The sequence below is a fragment of the Microcoleus sp. PH2017_28_MFU_U_A genome (assembly GCF_020738035.1).
In the GTDB taxonomy this organism is placed as follows: Bacteria; Cyanobacteriota; Cyanobacteriia; order Cyanobacteriales; family Microcoleaceae; genus Microcoleus.
In genome coordinates this window covers 1-16778 of record NZ_JAEQCX010000115.1, presented here as the reverse complement: position 1 = coordinate 16778, position 16778 = coordinate 1, and the positions used below count along the sequence as shown (strand labels likewise).

General features: G+C 45.6%; 17 protein-coding genes. 8 read left to right on the top strand and 9 right to left on the bottom strand.

The annotated features are described in order from the left end of the window. Positions 1 to 179 precede the first annotated feature (179 nt). Complete coding sequence (locus tag JGK14_RS26635) at positions 180 to 1103, bottom strand: hypothetical protein (protein ID WP_293208418.1); 924 nt, start codon at positions 1101 to 1103, stop codon at positions 180 to 182. 23 nt (positions 1104 to 1126) lie between these two features. On the opposite strand from JGK14_RS26635, the gene JGK14_RS26630 reads away from it, so the two are divergent. After that, positions 1127 to 1252 carry a hypothetical protein gene (locus JGK14_RS26630; RefSeq protein WP_293177499.1) on the top strand — a complete coding sequence of 42 codons (126 nt, stop codon included), beginning with the start codon at positions 1127 to 1129 and terminating at the stop codon, positions 1250 to 1252. A 42-nt stretch (positions 1253 to 1294) separates the two neighbouring features. Here JGK14_RS26630 and mgtE read toward each other — a convergent pair whose 3' ends face one another. Both mgtE and JGK14_RS26620 read right to left on the bottom strand, forming a co-directional pair. Continuing rightward, on the bottom strand, positions 1295 to 2692 hold the full coding sequence (mgtE, locus tag JGK14_RS26625; RefSeq protein ID WP_293155286.1) for a magnesium transporter: 1398 nt from the start codon (positions 2690 to 2692) through the stop codon (positions 1295 to 1297). 555 nt (positions 2693 to 3247) lie between these two features. Beyond that, positions 3248 to 4984, bottom strand: coding sequence for an ABC transporter permease (locus JGK14_RS26620; protein ID WP_293191836.1), 1737 nt, complete (start codon positions 4982 to 4984; stop codon positions 3248 to 3250). 40 nt (positions 4985 to 5024) lie between these two features. Here JGK14_RS26620 and JGK14_RS26615 point away from each other — a divergent pair, with 40 nt between their 5' ends. Further along, positions 5025 to 5153, top strand: coding sequence for a hypothetical protein (locus JGK14_RS26615; protein ID WP_293191838.1), 129 nt, complete (start codon positions 5025 to 5027; stop codon positions 5151 to 5153). A gap of 128 nt (positions 5154 to 5281) precedes the next feature. Here the strand turns inward: JGK14_RS26615 and JGK14_RS26610 are convergent, their stop codons facing one another. Next, positions 5282 to 6631, bottom strand: coding sequence for an ABC transporter ATP-binding protein (locus JGK14_RS26610; protein WP_293208410.1), 1350 nt, complete (start codon positions 6629 to 6631; stop codon positions 5282 to 5284). Between the two features lie 352 nt (positions 6632 to 6983). Here JGK14_RS26610 and JGK14_RS26605 point away from each other — a divergent pair, with 352 nt between their 5' ends. After that, entirely contained in the window at positions 6984 to 7127 is a 144-nt protein-coding gene (locus JGK14_RS26605; protein WP_293177491.1) for a hypothetical protein, read from the top strand. 119 nt (positions 7128 to 7246) lie between these two features. Here the strand turns inward: JGK14_RS26605 and crcB are convergent, their stop codons facing one another. Then, positions 7247 to 7645: a fluoride efflux transporter CrcB gene (gene crcB / locus JGK14_RS26600; protein WP_293177489.1), complete on the bottom strand. Its 399-nt coding sequence runs from the start codon at positions 7643 to 7645 to the stop codon at positions 7247 to 7249. A 93-nt stretch (positions 7646 to 7738) separates the two neighbouring features. Between crcB and JGK14_RS26595 the strand changes: the two genes are divergently transcribed. The 4 genes from JGK14_RS26595 to JGK14_RS26580 all read left to right on the top strand — a co-directional run bounded on the left by JGK14_RS26595 (position 7739) and on the right by JGK14_RS26580 (position 11186). After that, positions 7739 to 8368, top strand: coding sequence for a macro domain-containing protein (locus JGK14_RS26595; RefSeq protein ID WP_293191840.1), 630 nt, complete (start codon positions 7739 to 7741; stop codon positions 8366 to 8368). Between the two features lie 611 nt (positions 8369 to 8979). Continuing rightward, positions 8980 to 9276, top strand: a complete 297-nt coding sequence (locus tag JGK14_RS26590) for a hypothetical protein (RefSeq protein WP_293177485.1) — start codon at positions 8980 to 8982, stop codon at positions 9274 to 9276. A gap of 390 nt (positions 9277 to 9666) precedes the next feature. Next, on the top strand, positions 9667 to 10278 hold the full coding sequence (locus JGK14_RS26585; protein ID WP_325315682.1) for a M48 family metalloprotease: 612 nt from the start codon (positions 9667 to 9669) through the stop codon (positions 10276 to 10278). Between the two features lie 284 nt (positions 10279 to 10562). Then, positions 10563 to 11186: a hypothetical protein gene (locus JGK14_RS26580; RefSeq protein ID WP_293177483.1), complete on the top strand. Its 624-nt coding sequence runs from the start codon at positions 10563 to 10565 to the stop codon at positions 11184 to 11186. Between the two features lie 301 nt (positions 11187 to 11487). Here the strand turns inward: JGK14_RS26580 and JGK14_RS26575 are convergent, their stop codons facing one another. The 3 genes from JGK14_RS26575 to JGK14_RS26565 all read right to left on the bottom strand — a co-directional run bounded on the left by JGK14_RS26575 (position 11488) and on the right by JGK14_RS26565 (position 14566). Then, positions 11488 to 12441 (bottom strand): ATP-binding response regulator, encoded by a 954-nt coding sequence (locus JGK14_RS26575; RefSeq protein WP_293327583.1) that lies wholly within the window; start codon positions 12439 to 12441, stop codon positions 11488 to 11490. Positions 12442 to 12444: 3 nt separating this feature from the next. Continuing rightward, entirely contained in the window at positions 12445 to 14232 is a 1788-nt protein-coding gene (locus JGK14_RS26570) for a CheR family methyltransferase (protein ID WP_325315679.1), read from the bottom strand. 154 nt (positions 14233 to 14386) lie between these two features. After that, positions 14387 to 14566: a hypothetical protein gene (locus JGK14_RS26565; protein WP_293177477.1), complete on the bottom strand. Its 180-nt coding sequence runs from the start codon at positions 14564 to 14566 to the stop codon at positions 14387 to 14389. 444 nt (positions 14567 to 15010) lie between these two features. Between JGK14_RS26565 and JGK14_RS26560 the strand changes: the two genes are divergently transcribed. Further along, positions 15011 to 15601: a hypothetical protein gene (locus JGK14_RS26560; RefSeq protein WP_293177475.1), complete on the top strand. Its 591-nt coding sequence runs from the start codon at positions 15011 to 15013 to the stop codon at positions 15599 to 15601. Positions 15602 to 15965: 364 nt separating this feature from the next. Here JGK14_RS26560 and JGK14_RS26555 read toward each other — a convergent pair whose 3' ends face one another. Continuing rightward, positions 15966 to 16679 (bottom strand): phosphate ABC transporter permease, encoded by a 714-nt coding sequence (locus tag JGK14_RS26555; RefSeq protein WP_293177473.1) that lies wholly within the window; start codon positions 16677 to 16679, stop codon positions 15966 to 15968. Positions 16680 to 16778: the final 99 nt, after the last annotated feature.

Below are 16778 nucleotides of genomic sequence, written 5' to 3'. Positions count from 1 at the left end.
TTCCCAATTCCCAATTCCCAATTCCCAATTCCCAATTCCCAATTCCCAATTCCCAATTCCCAATTCCCAATTCCCAATTCCCAATTCCCAATGCCCAATTCCCAATGCCCAATTCCCAATTCCCAATTCCCAATTCCCAATTCCCAATTCCCAATTCCCAATTCCCAATTACCTCGATATTATTGGATCAATCCTAATTTTTGCAAGCGCGAACGAATGGCAACAGGTTGTCGCTGAAATTTCTGAGCTAATTCACTAACTTCTTGGCAGTTTGCATATTCTTTCTGTAAATTCTCATCTTCCTCGCGACTCCACTTTACGTAAGCCCTGGGATATTTCTGGCGAATTTTCTCATTCTGGGTTTTAGATCGATCGGCATTTTTGGACTCAGCATTCACACCAGAACCTAACGGTTGGTTAATTTCCCCGCCGCGACTAGCTACAGCCTCCTCCACGCGGCTGGGAATCACAGCAATTTCTTGAGCAAGCTGAGCCAAAGCATTATCTACTTGTTGCTGAAGTTCTGTTAGCTGTCGCTGCTGCAAATTTCCCCATTGCGGCAGTTCGTTGATAAACTCCTGCAAGTCCAGAATGATTGTTGTCAAAGTTTCGACTTGTTGCAACTCAGGCCGTTGTTTGAATTGGCGGCTGGTGATTTCGATCTCGCTTTGAATCATTTTAATAGTTTTTTCTAAAATTATGATCCGCTGGCGCAGGTTCTCAATTGCTGAAATTATAGAGTGGGAATTTTCTGCCTGGCCAACATTGAGATTTTCGCGAGATGTTTGGGCAAGAGCTGTATCTAAAGAACTTACAGCAAGTTGTAATTGCTCGATCGCCCGATCGCTCGTAGTGGCTTGTTGGTTTACGCGATCGAACACTGCCGCGGTACTTGTTTTAACTTGCCCGCGAAACTTCTGGCGGTTCACAAAATTCAAAAAGAGCGAAATTACTACAGGAACTTCGACATAAATGCTCTGCTGCAAAACCAAACTAGCAGCCAATCCTACAGCCGAGGCAGCAAGAAAGATTAATTCAGCAGTTTCTAACAAATTGCTCGATTTGGGATTTTGAATTTTGGTTGATGAATTAGGTGATGACATAGATTAATTGGGAAAATTGGGAATTGGGAATTGGGAATTGGGAATTGGGAATTGGGAATTGGGAATTGGGAATTGGGAATTGGGAATTGGGAATTGGGAATTGGGCATTGGGCATTGGGAATTGGGAGGCTGTACATCACGGAATTTAAAATTACTATGGGTTTTTTATTATGCCAATCTACATAAATATATTATAATTGCAAAATTAGTCGAGCTAAAGTGAAATAAATTAAAACTCCGAGGACATCAACTGCGGTGGTAATAAAAGGAGCAGACATTAAAGCGGGGTCTAAACCCAAAGAACGAAAGAGAAATGGCAGAGCTGAACCGGCAATAGAAGCTAAAATTGCGATCGCCAGCAAACTCACCCCCACCGCGATTGCCACGGCTAAATTCCCTTGCAGAGTGTAAGCCCACCCCGTCGCTACCGTCCCCAATATAGCGCCTAGGAGCGCTCCCGCCATCCCCTCACGCACAATTACTTGAAAGGGGCCCATGGCTGTAATTTCATCAGTATTCAAACCGCGAATTACCACAGTTGAGGACTGGGCTCCGACATTGCCTCCAGTGCCAGTCAGCAGCGGAATAAAGGCTGCTAGGGCGACTACTTGGTGCAAAATATCTTCTTGAGCTCTAATAATTGCTCCGGTGACAGTGTTGGTCAACAGCAGAACAAACAGCCATACGACCCTTTTGCGGGCGACGGTGATTAAATCGGTCTGAAAATAATTGTCGCCGCCGGACTGGACGCCACCCAAGGTATAAATATCTTTGGCAGCTTCTTGTTCTAAAATGTCGATCGCGTCGTCAACTGTAATGATCCCCACCAGACGCTGTTCGCGGTCTACAACGGGCACAGCTAAAAAATCGTAACGCTGGATCAGCCTAGCTACTTCTTCTCGATCCGTTCCCGTTTGCACAGAAACTACCTCGCGGGTCATAATTTCGCCGACAGTTTTGTCGAGGGGAGAAGTGACTAAATCCCGCAAGGATAAAATGCCACTCAACCGTCGCGCCGCATCAGTGACGTAAAGAGAATAAATGGTTTCGGTAGTTTTAGCTAAAGAGCGAATTCTGTCTAAAGCTTGAGCAACGGTAAAGCTTTCTTTGAGAGAAATGTATTCTGGGGTCATAATCCGGCCGGCGCTACTGGCTTCGTAACCCAAGAGTTGGGCCGTCGCTTCGCGTTCCGTTGGGCTCAATTCACCTAAGAGGCGGCGGACTAAGATGGCCGGCAGTTCGTCAAATAGTTTAGCTCGATCGTCCGGGGACATTTTGTCTACAATATCGATTACTTCTTGGCGTTTGAATTTTTCGCAGAGGGACTGCTGAACGCTGGAGTCGAGATATTCGTAAACTGCGATCGCTTCGTCTTTAGAAAGCAACCGGAAAGCTATTACTTGCATGGTTTCCGGCAGGCCTTCGATAGCTTCAGCGATGTCTGCTTCCTGCACCGGCTGCAAAATCGCTTTTGCTCCTTGAAAGTCTCCTTGTTCCAACAAAGCCTTTAACTGCGATCGAACTAATTCCCGCAGTTCTTTTCGCGCGTAGGTGGGTAGAGAAGACGATTGATAATTGTTTTCTGTCACTGATGACCCTCCTCATGCAATTTTAGATTTTAGATTTTAGATTTTAGATTTGGGATTTGGGATTAAAGAATTGCGAATGACTTACTGAGTCAGCAGATTTGAACTTGACCTACAGTTGCATTTTTGTGGTAACTGGTATCAACCTGTGCTGCACGCCTTCCTGAATCCAGTTTATAGCCTATTGACACCACTGGTTGCAGTTATTATGATTTACACGGGCAGCGCGAGCAACCGAATTTTTTGGCAGATGCGGCAGCACCAAAACCAAGCTGTATTGTCGAAACCGAATTTCTTGGTATGATGTTTTCGAGCTAGTGCAACAGAGTGTGAGTTCGGGAGAGTGCGATCGATTACCGATTATTAATTACCAATTACCAATTACCAATTACCAATTACCAATTACCTCATCGCCTTTGAGAATGGGTATACTGTCAACCCTTCGGCTTCGCTCACGGCAAGCTGTCAACTGCCAACTGTCAACTATCAACTGCCAACTGCCAACTATCAACTGTCAACTGTCAACTGCCAACTGTCAACTATCAACTGTCAACCGACTTAAACCAATAACTGGTATTTTTCTTGTGCCAAACGGTAAAGTGGGCGCCACACCAAACGGTTAGTCAATACAACCAACAGCGACATCACAGAAGTAGCCGCTAACAGTAAAGGAAAATTACCCGATGCCGTTGCTTCAGAAATGGTCTCGCCCAAACCGCTCGTTCTAATTATTTCACCTTTAAACTGCACGTATTCGCTGACAATACTCGCATTCCAAGCTCCGCCAACCGCCGTAATAATTCCTGTGATTAAATAAGGGAATATTCCCGGCAAAATTAAAGTTTTCCAGCGTTGAATTAGGGAAAGTTTGTAAACTTGCGCGGCTTCAAATAACTCCGAAGGTATGGCTTGAGCGCCCGCAATCACATTAAACAGCAAATACCACATTGTACCCAACATCATCAGCGCTACAGAACCAATTTGCAACCCGCCTCCAGCGTGAATTAGAGCTAGTAGCAATACGGGAAATAAAGCCGTTGCTGGTACAGAAGCGGCTATTTGCACTAAAGGCTGCAAAATCTGAGCTAAACGCGGATTTCGACCGATCGCCACTCCGACAGGTACAGTCCACAACAGCGATAAAAATAGCGCGCAAATGACTCGCAAAGCCGTAAAAAATGCACCTCCCACGACTTTTTGCCAATCAGATACACTCAGGAACCTCAGCAGCAGTAAGGCTTCCCAGGTTCCCCAAAGGACGATCGCAGCAAACCCGCTGACAAACAGCCAATTGATCCAATTGCCGAGGCGGCTTTGTGCGCGAGGACTGGTTGGTAAATGAGCAGGTGCAAAACCTCTTGCCGCATAGCGATCGAAACTGTCACCTACGGGCGATATGCGCGACTTCAACACCCGCAGCGTCGCCGATCGCCTTAAAAAATCCAACACCTTGGACTGCGGTACATTGGTCGCTTCTACGGCTTGATATTTAAACTTTTCCACCCAAGCAATCAAAGGCTGCCAGATGAAAAAATCTATGGCTACAATCACACCAATTAATACTGCTAAACCCCAGCCGATCGCCCCAAAATTGCCTTCATTAGCTGCCTTGCCCAAATAGGAACCGAGTCCGGGCAGATGAAAGTTTTTAGCACCCAAGGTAAAAGATTCGATCGCAATCAAAAAGAACCAGCCACCAGCCACTGACATGACGCTGTTCCACACCAGCCCGATCGCACCAGCGGGCAATTCTAACGTCCAAAATTGTTGCCAAGCATTCAGCCGATAAACTTGAGCAGCTTCCTTGAGTTCTTGCGGAATGCCGGATAGGGACTGATAGAAACTAAAGGTCATATTCCAAGTCATTCCAGTGAATATTAAGATAATCGATGCGAGTTCTACGCCGATTCTTTGACCGGGAAATAATGTAACTAGCGCTAAAACTACTCCGGGCAAAAAGGATAAAACTGGAATCGACTGTAAAATATCTAATAAGGGAATTAAAATTTTTGCTGCGAGAGGAAAGCGGTAAGCTGAATAAGCATAAACTAAGGTAAATAGCAAGGATAAAAAATAGGCTGCTGTCATGCGTAAAAGAGTCTGGGCTGTATACCCTGGCAATACATTGAGGGTGGTCTCAATTTTAAAGTTTGGGTTGTAGTCACTGTTGAATTGAGAAGCTGTTTGGACTATTACTAGAATTAGAGAGAAGATTGCTAGAATTAGCAAGCCGTCTTGCCAAGTCCAAGTCGATCTTTCTAATGTTTTATTGGCGGGTGTTAGGGGTCTTGTCATAATAATTAGTTATTGGTAATTGGTAATTGGTAATTGGTAATTGGTAATTGGTAATTGGGCATTGGTAATTGGGAATTGGGAATTGGGAATTGGGGATTGGGGATTGGGAATTGGGAATTGGGAATTGGGGATTGGGCATTGGGAATTGGTCAGTTACTATTGTTATTAGTTATTAATTATTAGTTGTTAGTTGTTGATTCTAATGACTAATAACCAGTAACCAGTAACCAGTAACCAGTAGTCAGTAACCAGTAACCAGTAACCAGTAACCAGTAACCAATGACTACTGACTACTGACTACTCATTTTTAGGTTCTTCGGATTCTAGAAATATTTCACCCCCTGGTTCGTCGTAGCTGTACAACTCTGCATAACGACCCCAGTCAATCGCAGTTTTTAATTGTCGCATTGCTTCTTGGGGGCTAAAGTGGGCTTCGAGAATGTCCAAAATCAACTCTTCAGAAATGCGGTGATTTCGCTTAGACTGAAGCATTCGAGAAATTTGCTGTACTGCACGAATGTTGCTGAGAATTTGGGTACGAACAATTTGTTTGCGCTGGTCAATTCCGCCGGCAATGAATTGAATTCCAACTGGTGTTAACAGGAGGTCGCCTTCTTGAATTACTAGGAATTCCATTAATTTGGCGGCTTCGACGATCGGCAAAATGTCGTCTACCTCTAACATTAATTCTTGACCGAGGCGGTAGAGGTCTTTTTCCTTGCGATCTTCCAGGAGTTCTAACAAACCTGCGATCGCACCTGTGCGTACTTGCGGCAGAGATTGGTATTTAGTGCTGGGGGCGGGTTGAGTCTGAGATACAGCAGTAGCGGTACTTTGAGTTGGTGCAGCCACTGTTTCGCAGCTTAACTCTGGATTCGTCAGAATTTTGTACACTTGGTCTACGAGGGCTTGGAATTCTGGAGTTTTGCGATCGCGGTAGTGCGGCAAAGTCACGGTTAGTTCGGCGCGAATTCGCCCGGGATTGCGGCCGAGGACTACAATGCGATCGGCTAAAATGACCGCTTCCTCAATCCCGTGAGTTACGATTAATACAGCTTGAGTCGGAATCTTTTTTTCTAGCCACAAATCTAATAACTCAAACCGCAAGTTTTCTGCGGTCAACACATCTAAGGCTGAAAACGGTTCATCCATGCACAGCAATTCCGGTTCTACCGCCAAAGCCCTAGCAAATCCCACTCGCTGCCGCATTCCGCCGGACAGTTCTTTCGGATAAGCATTTTCAAATCCGTCTAAACCGATAATATCAATCATTCGCAAGGCTTTTTGGCGGCGCGGTTCTGGCAAGTCTCCTTTAGCTTTTAATCCTAATTCTACATTTTCTAGTACCGTCAGCCAGGGATAAAGGGCAAAGTTTTGAAAGACAATCGCTATCCCAGGATTTAAGCCGACTAAGGGACGATTGTGATAGAGAACTTCACCATCGCTGGGGGGGATTAGTCCAGCAATCATCCGCATTAATGTAGATTTGCCAGATCCGGAAGAGCCTAGTAAAGCTACTATTTCGCCCGATCGCAGTTCTAAATTTATTGGCTCTAAAATAGATATTTGTTGACCGTTGGGCTGCTGGTAAGCCTTGCTGACACCTTTTAAGGTAATGAGGCACTCTGTTGCTATTTTAACTACCACAACTAAACTCCCTCGCTTGTTATTTAACTTTAGTTATTAGTCATTAGTTATTAGTCATTGGTCATTGGTCATTGGTCATTGGTCATTAGCCATTAGCCATTAGCCATTAGCCATTGGTCATTGGTCATTGGTCATTGGTCACAAACTTTTACAAACTGAAAACTGATATTTGTCCGCAGACACGAGTTTGCCTCCGTTGGTCTTAACATTGATTCTTGGGTTTCCATACGTATACCTCATAAACTCATTTTTAGCAATACCTGCTGACGGGAATGCTTCATTCAGTTGACAGTTGACAGTTGACAGTTGACAGTTGACAGCACTTGACAAAGGAAGGAAGAGGATTGGAGTAATGAATCCTCTTCTTTTAATTTATCGCGATCGGGCTTGGGGCTTTAAACCAATGCTTTCTGGTAAAATCTGCAAGATATCAATTAAAGCGGAATTGAGGAGCGATCGCCAAAACCTGGTCGAGCTGAAAAAAATTAATTTTTAGATTAATTTTAAAATTAATTGCTACAAGTGCTGATTTCATATAAATTATTTTTCATTAGACGAGCCGCAAGCCGGACACGGCATTGCAGTTTCCCTACAGATGCTCGATTAGTATTTTATCTATTTGCCAATTCGTGCTAAAATGCTGCCTAACTGAACGGCAATTACTCCTAGTATGGCACTGCCAGCCCAGTAAAAAGTGGCAAAGCTGTAAAAGCGATCGCGCAACAAGACATTTGTCTCTAAACCGTAAGTCGAAAAAGTAGTATAAGCCCCCAAAAATCCCGTTGCTATCATTAACCGCACCTCCGACGGAACCGTCGGCACCCGTTCAAAAATCAGGGTGATAAAAAATCCCATAGCCAAGCAACCGGTGATGTTGATAAAAAAAGTTCCGTAGGGAAAAGCCGTTCCGAAACGGTTGGCAAACCACAAGGTGATATAATACCGGCTCAATGCGCCGACAATGGCACCGAAACTAATTGCGATCGGGTGGCGGAGATTCGGGTCTTGCAGCATCAAAGGATTTTAGATTTTAGATTCAGCGGACTCATCTAAACTATTGTATGATTAAAAGGGCGATCGCCCTTTTAAAAATTATAGAGAGTATGTATGCAAATTGTGCTGGCTGCCGTAGACGATAACTTAGTTAGAGCGTGGGAAAGCACTTGTGGCAATATCGAGAATGTCAAGATACATCGCGGTTCAATCTTTGATGTGAAATGCGATGCGATTGTGAGTCCAGCGAATAGTTTTGGCTTCATGGACGGCGGCTTAAATTTAGAGATTGCTGAATATTTTGGAAGTCACGTTCCAGAACGCCTGCAAAAACTAATTCAGAGTCGCCATCACGGCGAACTATTGGTAGGATTAGCCGAAGTTGTCGATACCGATCATGACGAAATTCCCTATTTAATTGCTGCCCCAACCATGCGGGTTCCGACAATTTTAACAGAGACAGTCAATGTTTATCTAGCAACCAGGGCTATTTTAACTCTCGTAAAATTTGGCACGGTTCCAGACGGAACACCAGTCAAACATATCATTGAAACGATCGCGATTCCCGGCATGGGTACGGGCACAGGTAAAGTGCCACCCGATATCTGCGCGCATCAGATGCAAGTCGCGATCGCAGATATCCTCCTATCTCAATACCAATTTCCTAAATCTTGGCTGGACGCTCAAAAATCTCACCACTTGTTATATGCTGGCGATGCCGGACAGTTGTCGCTGGAAACTTGAAAGGCCCAAATCTCAAATTTCTACAGTGTTTAGCAACCGGGTTTCTTGGTAGTCTGTATTTTGAGGTGGAGCGATTTATCAGAAATTAAAGGGGTGCATCAGGTTTTTGAAGAGGGCGATCGCATGACCGCATATAAGTTATTAGTTATAATCTCATATTTACTGCGGTCATGCGATCGCCCCTACACACATATTTGCAAAACCCAGATGCACTCAACTAAAAACTAAAGTACGCTAAACCGTACCTGCAAGTTGGCGGTATCCTACACGCGAGCTCAACTTGGGTAGATAGAATGTAAGAGAACAGAGTCAAAAAAACCCGAATAATCAAAAATTATCTGTGATGTCACCAAATACTGCGATCGCAACCCGGTTGTTGGTAGGCGGCGGCGAAATTCCATGCAAACAACTATTGAAGGTCGATCGAGATTATTGCTTAATTTACCAGAAAGAATTGGTTTAAAGCCTCTTCCCGATCGGGAGAAATTAAAATCAGACTATTCATTACTCCAATCCTCTTGCTTCTAGGTAGAGGTCGCTCTAATCTGTCAACTGTCAACTGTCAACTGTCAACTGTCAACTGAATGAGTGCTTTCAGGGAGAGTCCCGAAATGAATCAAATTAAAACTGCTGCTTTGTTAGGCTTGTTAAGTGCGCTGTTAATTACCGTTAGCTATTGGGTAATCGGCGGTTCGGGCGGTGCAATTATCGGCATTGGTTTGGCCGCCGCCATGAACTTAGGTTCGTGGTTTTACTCGGATAAAATCGCTTTGGCAGCTTACGGGGCTGTGCCGATAACTGCCAGCCAAGCGCCGGGACTTTATACAATGGTGGAAAGGCTGGCCCAGCGCGCTAATTTACCGATGCCGGGAGTTTACCAGAAAATTGGGTCTAAAGCCCCGTCCTAAAAGGACGGATTTAATTATCTAAATTTCTTGTTCAAGATGGTATAATAGAGTAATACTACAGGTAGAATAACCGCCGATACACATGAGACACTAAGCTCAAACGACAGGTCGGGAAATAATAATGGTTAGTGGGTGGCGAACACCACGAAAAACATAGCTAGGGTAACTAACGTAACCCAGACCAGAAAACTAAAATCTTGAATATTAAACGTACCGTGGGACACACGGGAACAAGAGAGGAAACTCTCTATCGCTTGGGGAGATAAGCCCTCTGGGATTGTTCTTTCTTAGGCTCAAAACACAGGTTCTATCGAACGGGTTTTTGGTTTAAGTATTGCCTTCATGATGGACAATTTTAAGGTATGTCTGTGAACCAAGAATCCCCGCGCCCTGACTGCCGGGGAGTGTCAAATTATTCCCACTGCGTCTGCTAACGCTTTTGCTACCGGGCGCGATCCCGAACACGCGGCGGTTGCGGTGACAGAAGGGATTATGAGTATGCTTTCAGAGGACGAACTCGAAGGAGTTATTGCCCACGAACTTACTCACATTAACAACCGCGATACGCTGACGCAAGCGGTGGCGGCTACGGTGGCGGGGGCGATTTCGTGGTTGGCGCAAATGGCGAGTTACAGTATGTGGTTTGGGGGTAGGGACGATCGCAACAGCCCGAATCCTGTAGGGTTGCTGCTGACAATTATCCTCGCACCGGTGGCTGCTTCGGTGATTCAGCTAGCCATTTCGCGCACGCGGGAGTTTTCGGCGGATGCGGGGGCTGCCCGGTTAACGGGCAATCCAAGGGCTTTGGCGAGGGCTTTGCAGCGGTTGGAAAGTGGGGCGCGGCAAATGCCTTTAGATGGTAATCCAGCTTTTGCGCCGCTGTTGATTGTGAATTCGTCTGCTGGTGATTGGTTTAGAAGTCTGTTTTCGACTCATCCAACTACCGAATCGCGGATTGAAAATTTGATGAAGCTGGAACAAGAATTGACTGGTTCTTATTAATAAGTGTTAGAATGAATTGTGGCGCTACAAATCGAAAGTTTTAACAGCCAGCATGAGTTCTGGTGCTATGGTTCAACAGTTGACAGTTGACAGTTGACAGTTTAAAAGCGACCTCTACCTAGAAGTCCGAGGAATCGAGTAATGAATAGTCTGATTTTAATTTCTCCCTCAAAGGCTTGGGGCTTTCAACCAATTCTTTCTGGTACAAAGTCTTAAGGGCCAGAATTAATTCTGGCAGTACATAACAAAGTCTGTGTTTGCGGATTACCAAAGGAGATATCGCAATGACTGATCCAAATTTGAATGAAGTAACTGAAGTAACTGAAGTAACAATTGTAGAGGCTACTCCCGAAACGACGGCGATCGTCACAAAGGAGATGCCGGATGCTACGCCCGAAGCGATCGCAGAAACAGCCGCTTTGTTTGAAGCAATTAAAAAACGCGCCGCCGCCGAAGTCCAAGCAGCGGGCGATCTCACCCGCGAAGCTTATTTGAAAGCCCTCCAGAAGGCTTCAGGCGCGATCGAACAAAATAAGTCGATCGCCAAAGAGAGAATGACTGAGGCTGTCAGCCTACTCAAAAAGGAATCCGAGAAAAATTGGCTGGTGGTGGATGCGATTAAAACGCGAGCTCAAGCCCAGGTGCAAGATGCCGGCGAAGTCAGTCGCGAAGCTTATTTGAAAGCGGTTCGACAAGCGCGGGAAGCGGTGGAACAAAATAAATTAGTCGAACGCGATCGCATCGATCAAGCTGTTGAGCACATTCACAAGGAAACTGAAAAGAATTGGCACGTGGTTGTGGGAGAAATTGAGTCGATTGGCGCTCGATTGAAAGAGACTGCTAAGTCTGCCTGGAACTCGCTAACGGCGTTTTTTGACAAGTCCGATCGCGGCGATTCGGAGAAGTAATCGGAATTGATATAATCAGTTCTTCATACGAAAGATTCGCGGACGTTGTTGGGAAGAGAGCCCTCTTGGTTTCAGTGGTTATATAACCTGTCAGTCATACCTCACCTTTTTGAGAAAGGCTATATCAGTCCCTCAGCGCTTTTAACGAAGGATCGCGAATTAAATAATTTACACATATTTGTGGGACGGGCGTCCCGCCCGTCCAGAAAGGACGGGCGGGACGCCCATCCCACAATAATAATTAAAATTGTAAGTTATTTAATTCTCATTCCTAAATTCGCCCAGTTAAAGAAGCCACGATCTATGCTAATTGAGCTGAATCGATCGGCTTAGCGACATGAATCTGAAAACCCGCAGCGATCGCCGATCGACGATCGTCATCTTTAGCATAGGCCGTGATCGCCGCAGCAGGAATTTCTCCCCCTTCCTCCACACTCAGTGTCCGAATCTGCCGCATCAGCGAATAACCGTCTTGTTCTGGCATTCCAATATCAGAAAGAAGTAGATCGTATCGATCGGGATTTGCTGTCAACATTGAGATGGCCTCAGTTGCTGATGCGGCTGCGCTAGTTTCAACTCCATACTCATCCAGCATGGTTGTGAATAACTGACGCAGATATGCTTCGTCATCCACCAGCAGCACTCGTACACCAGCCAAGGATGATGGAATCTGTGGGATTGCCACTACAGGCTGGCTAGCAACATCTACTTCTGCTACTGCTTCTAAAACAGAAAGCGCTGAACTTTTTTGCGTATCTGCTAGCAGCGGCAACCTGAGGGTAAACATTGCCCCTTGTTCCTCACCGCCACTTTCTGCACGAATACTACCGCCGTGGAGTTCTACCAAATGATAGACAATCGAGAGTCCTAGGCCCAATCCAGAGTTGCTTCGAGAATAGCTACTATCCGCCTGACGGAAGCGATCGAACACATAGGGAAGAAAATCAGCGTCAATGCCTTTACCAGTATCGCGAATTTGGATTTGAGCCATGCCATCAATGTAGTCTGATGAGATGTCTATTCTGCCTCCGGCTGGGGTGAATTTAATCGCGTTTGAAAGTAGATTCCACAGTACCTGTTGCAAGCGGCTTGGATCGCCCAACAGTTTTAGGGTTAAAGGAGTGATCCTCGATTCAAGTTGAATATTTTTGGCTGCTGCGGCCAAACGAACCACCTCGATCGCATTTTCAATGACTGGATTTAGCTCAATTTGCTCAACCTCGATAATTTGCAAGCCTGTGCGTTGGCTCGGCAACTGCTAATTTTTGGCCTGTTGAATTGCCTCCGGCAATTGGACGCGCAATCCCGATTTTGCCATTTTCAGCAAATTAAAGCTCGCCTTACCCGGAGCCGGTTCTAAATAGCTGCTCGTCTGTCCTCGAAATTGCAAAATCTCGCTGGCGCTGTTAATTACGACGCCGACGGGGGCATACTCATTTAAAACAATTAGATCGGCTTGTTTCTCCATTTCCATTTCGTTCCAGCTTGGCGGCACCAGCAGTGGAGGGTTGATGGCTGTCAGAGGATTTTGGCTGGCAGTTAAATCAATGCTCAGCCAATGCGATAACTGTTTTTTGACATAAATTTTGTTTTTTTGGTCGCACAGCCCAAACAATTCGGCAAATTCACCGATCGTTTCCGAAGTACCTAACAGCAAAAAGCCTTCGGGGCTGAGTCCGTAGTGGAACATTGGCAGCAGTTTTTTCTGCAACAAAGATCCCAGATAAATCAGCACATTCCGACAACTAATCAAATCCATCCGCGAAAACGGCGGATCGTTAATCAAATTTTGTCTGGCAAAAACACAGAGTTCGCGCACCTGTTTGGCGATTTGATATCCGCCCTCGACTTGAACAAAAAACCGCTGCAAGCGATCGCGCGAAACATCCGCGACTTGACTGCTAGTATAAAAGCCGCTGCGGGCGATCGCGATCGCGCTGTCGCTGATGTCTGTAGCGTAAATCTGCACCGGCAAATCGATGTCTCGCTCTGTTAAAAACTCTAGCAAGCAAATGGCGATCGAATAAGCTTCTTCGCCCGTGGAACAACCGGCAATCCAAATTCGGATCGGCGACTTCGGCGATTTATTTTTGACGATTTCGGGAAACACTTTGCTGTTTAGAGCATCAAAGCTTTCGGAATCCCGAAAAAAGCTGGTGACGTGAATTAAGACATCGCCATACAGCGCCGTGACTTCTGTCGGAGTGTTTTGGAGATATGCAGCATAATCTTCGATCCGTTCCAGCTTGTAGAGCAACATCCGCCGCTGTATCCGCCGTTTCAAGGTAGTTTGCTTGTAGTGAGTAAAGTCAACTCCTGTAGCCAATAGCAGTAAATTGTAGATCGTGGCGATCGCATCTTGGCTGACTGCTGATTCGATCGCAGCTCGATCGGCAATGTAGGGATGACAGCCGATTTCGGCGATCTTTTGGGCAATTTGTTCCGGCCTCAAGATAAAGTCTACCTGACCGGTCGCCACCGCAGTGTGTGGCATACTGGTGAATTGTGCCGATGCTTCGGATTGAGCAAAAGTAATACCGCCGGCGCCTTTAATCGCTTCTAATCCTCTGGCCCCGTCGCCGTCGCCCCCGGAGAGAACGACGGCGATGGCTTTGTTCCCCCTTTCCGCGGCGAGGGAAATCAGAAATGTATCGACGGACATAAACGCCCCGCGTCCCCTGCCGCGGGGCATTAGCTTCAGCACCCCGGATTCGATCGTCAGGCTGGCATTCGGGGGGATGACGTATACCTGATTCGGTGCTACACTTATCCCATCTGTCACCTCATTTACGGGCATCTGAGTCGATCGAGCTAAAATCTCGGTCAACAAACTTTCCTGAGTCGGTAACATATGCTGAATCATCACAAAAGCCATGCCTGTATCGATCGGCAAATGGCTCAGCAATTCCATAAAAGCTTCCAATCCACCCGCAGACGCTCCAATTCCCACCACTGGAAATAATTCCTGGCGATCGTCCTGTTGCTTTCCCTCGGCTGCGATATCAGCTTTAGGCTGAGATTTCTTGGCAGATTTTTTAGGATTCATGTTCGATCGCAGAACTTCTACTGACTGCGAATTGTGGGTCTCAACTTTATCACAATATACTACCCTACGGTCGAGCCGCAGTCTCAAATAACTCAATAAAGTAGGGAGCAATGCTGGCTACTATGCCCACAACTCCCAAGGCTGAACCTACTGCTTAAATCGTTGCTTCTAATTCTGCATCGCGACGGGCTTCTTCGATCGCAACTACGCCCCTCATTGCTTCCATTGCTTTCTCTAGCAAGTTGGTACCGTGTTTGAAGTAACCTAGGTCAGCTTTGATTTGTTCGGTAAACTGGGGGCAAGTCTCTTGGCTGAATAATTCTAGGAAGCTCAAGTTATAATAATTTTTGGTATCCCTACAATTATAAATTTTTCTAAATTTGATGTCAAGAGCTATTTGATTTAATTTATTTTGGTAATTTTTGGCGTTAATGGCGATCGTATTGGGAGCATCTCAGTTTGGCATTTATAGTGCTGTCCCCGCTCGCGAGTAGAATACGCGAGCTCGCGACAGCTCGCACTATAATAAAAAAATGCTGGCGTTGCTGATTTACGGTATGAAAGGCTAAATATGCCAGTCATAGAAACCAGTATCGACAAAGCTTGGGGATTTTCAACTTATTTTTTTCCTACCCTGATTAAGCAACACCCTAAAATCTAAAATCTAAAATCTAAAATCTAAAATCGATTGACTGGTGAAGTTAGGAGTCTTGGGTCATGCGCCGATCGATTTTACGCTATAACATTGATGAACAAAGTTAACTAGAGGCAGTGAATCATGAAAAGTACGATCGCACCAGCATTTATTCTCGCCGGTGTCATGTTAATTGGCGGTTTGTCTGCTTGTGCGCCACCCAACACCCCGGAAGCGTCGGAATCTAATCCAGCTAAGGAAAATCCCGTAAGTTTAGAGAAACCGAAGGCGGATGCTGTTTCCTCCGATGCTGCTAAACCCGATGCGACTGCGGCGAGTCCAGTTATTTCATCGGAAACAAAGGCGGATACTGCTTCCTCCGATGCTGCTAAATCTGACGCGGTGTCGAAAACAAAGGCGGATGCTGCTGCTTCTAAAGATGCTAAACCTGACGCGGTGGCTGCAAATCCCACAAATTCCCAGAAACCCAAGCTTTCTGATGCTGAACGCACACAGAAGCGCAAGGAAGTTAGTGAAAAACTCGCAAAGGTACTCACGGCTGAGCAATACAAACAGTTGAACGCTAAGCTGAAGTCTGGTGAAAAAATGCGTAAAGCTTTGACTGAAATTAATCTCACTACTGAACAGAAGCCAAAAGTTAAGGCGATTCTTAAGGATGCTTATCCTCGGGCTGCACAAAGCCTTCAAAAATCATCGGAAACTAAGCCGCAGTAATGCTGTGAAAGCACGTTTTGTGCGATCGCAATTATAAGGTTTTTGGGTTTTTGTAGGGTGCGTCAGCAAGTTAATTTTTTTTGCATTGCTGGTTGCTTTGTCGGGTGCATCTCATTTTGGCGAACATATCCGTAGGGGCGAAGCATGACCGCAGAAAATAGGAGATTATAACTAATAACTTATATGCGGTCATGCTTCGCCCTCCTCAAAAACCAGATGCACCCGTTTTGTCTGACGCACCCTGTCCTTTGTGAACAAAACCGTTGACAACGCCACAGCCTCAATTCATTTGATTTGGATGCGGACTAAAGTCCTCACTACGAACCTGATGCGGACTAAAGTCCTCACTACGAACCTTTTTTGTTCAATAATCAGCGGACGATCGCCTTTTCACCCTTGTACTTTCATTATCAGTATCTCGCCCTTTTTTCTGTCTGCCTTTTTTAATTTGCTGGCTCATTTCCACAAACAAATCCTTACGCAAATAAGGATAATCGCTCACCCACACATCGCGGCTGGGAATGTAAATATCCGAAACTTTGGCAATTCTGCCCAAATCTTCTTGATTCGACATGATTAACATTAAAGCAGCTTGACCGGGGACAATTCCCTGATGACTTTTCTGCAATGGAGCTCGAAGCGTAGTAGTAAATCCGGTTTTGTCGCCAACTTCTAAATTAATTCGCGGTTCTAGGTTGTCAACAATTACAAGTTGTCCTTTTTGATTGACTGTTTCTTCTTGACTTGTGACTTCATCGGTGATATAAATATCCAATACTCGCCCTTGCCAAAAGCCGCAGTATTTATATTTACGACATTCTGCATTCCGCAAACTAGCCCAGAAAATCGGCCCCCACAGCCAGTACAAACCAGCGATCAATCCGACAATTAAAACTAGAGGCCCGACATCGGAACCGGCAAAATTATAAACTACTAGCAACAAAACTACAGCTACCGCAGAAATTAATATTCGCCTTAAAAAATCGGGCGGTTTCCCCCAAATATGTTTGTATTGTGCTCCGGTAGCCACGGGGGGAATTAGTTCTTGAAAGGTTTCGCGAGTTAAGGGAATTAGCATAATGGGGAATGGGGAATGGGGAATGGGGAATGGGGAATGGGGAATGGGGAATGGGGAATGGGGAATGGGGAATGGGGAATGGGGAATGGGGAATGGGGA

Coding starts and splice junctions, on each gene's coding strand:
- JGK14_RS26635 (WP_293208418.1), bottom strand. CDS start 1,103: ATGTCATCACCTAATTCATCAACCAAAATTCAAAATCCCAAATCGAGC.
- JGK14_RS26620 (WP_293191836.1), bottom strand. CDS start 4,984: ATGACAAGACCCCTAACACCCGCCAATAAAACATTAGAAAGATCGACT.
- JGK14_RS26605 (WP_293177491.1), top strand. CDS start 6,984: ATGAATCCTCTTCTTTTAATTTATCGCGATCGGGCTTGGGGCTTTAAA.
- crcB (WP_293177489.1), bottom strand. CDS start 7,645: ATGCTGCAAGACCCGAATCTCCGCCACCCGATCGCAATTAGTTTCGGT.
- JGK14_RS26595 (WP_293191840.1), top strand. CDS start 7,739: ATGCAAATTGTGCTGGCTGCCGTAGACGATAACTTAGTTAGAGCGTGG.
- JGK14_RS26590 (WP_293177485.1), top strand. CDS start 8,980: ATGAATCAAATTAAAACTGCTGCTTTGTTAGGCTTGTTAAGTGCGCTG.
- JGK14_RS26580 (WP_293177483.1), top strand. CDS start 10,563: ATGACTGATCCAAATTTGAATGAAGTAACTGAAGTAACTGAAGTAACA.
- JGK14_RS26570 (WP_325315679.1), bottom strand. CDS start 14,232: ATGAATCCTAAAAAATCTGCCAAGAAATCTCAGCCTAAAGCTGATATC.
- JGK14_RS26560 (WP_293177475.1), top strand. CDS start 15,011: ATGAAAAGTACGATCGCACCAGCATTTATTCTCGCCGGTGTCATGTTA.
- JGK14_RS26555 (WP_293177473.1), bottom strand. CDS start 16,679: ATGCTAATTCCCTTAACTCGCGAAACCTTTCAAGAACTAATTCCCCCC.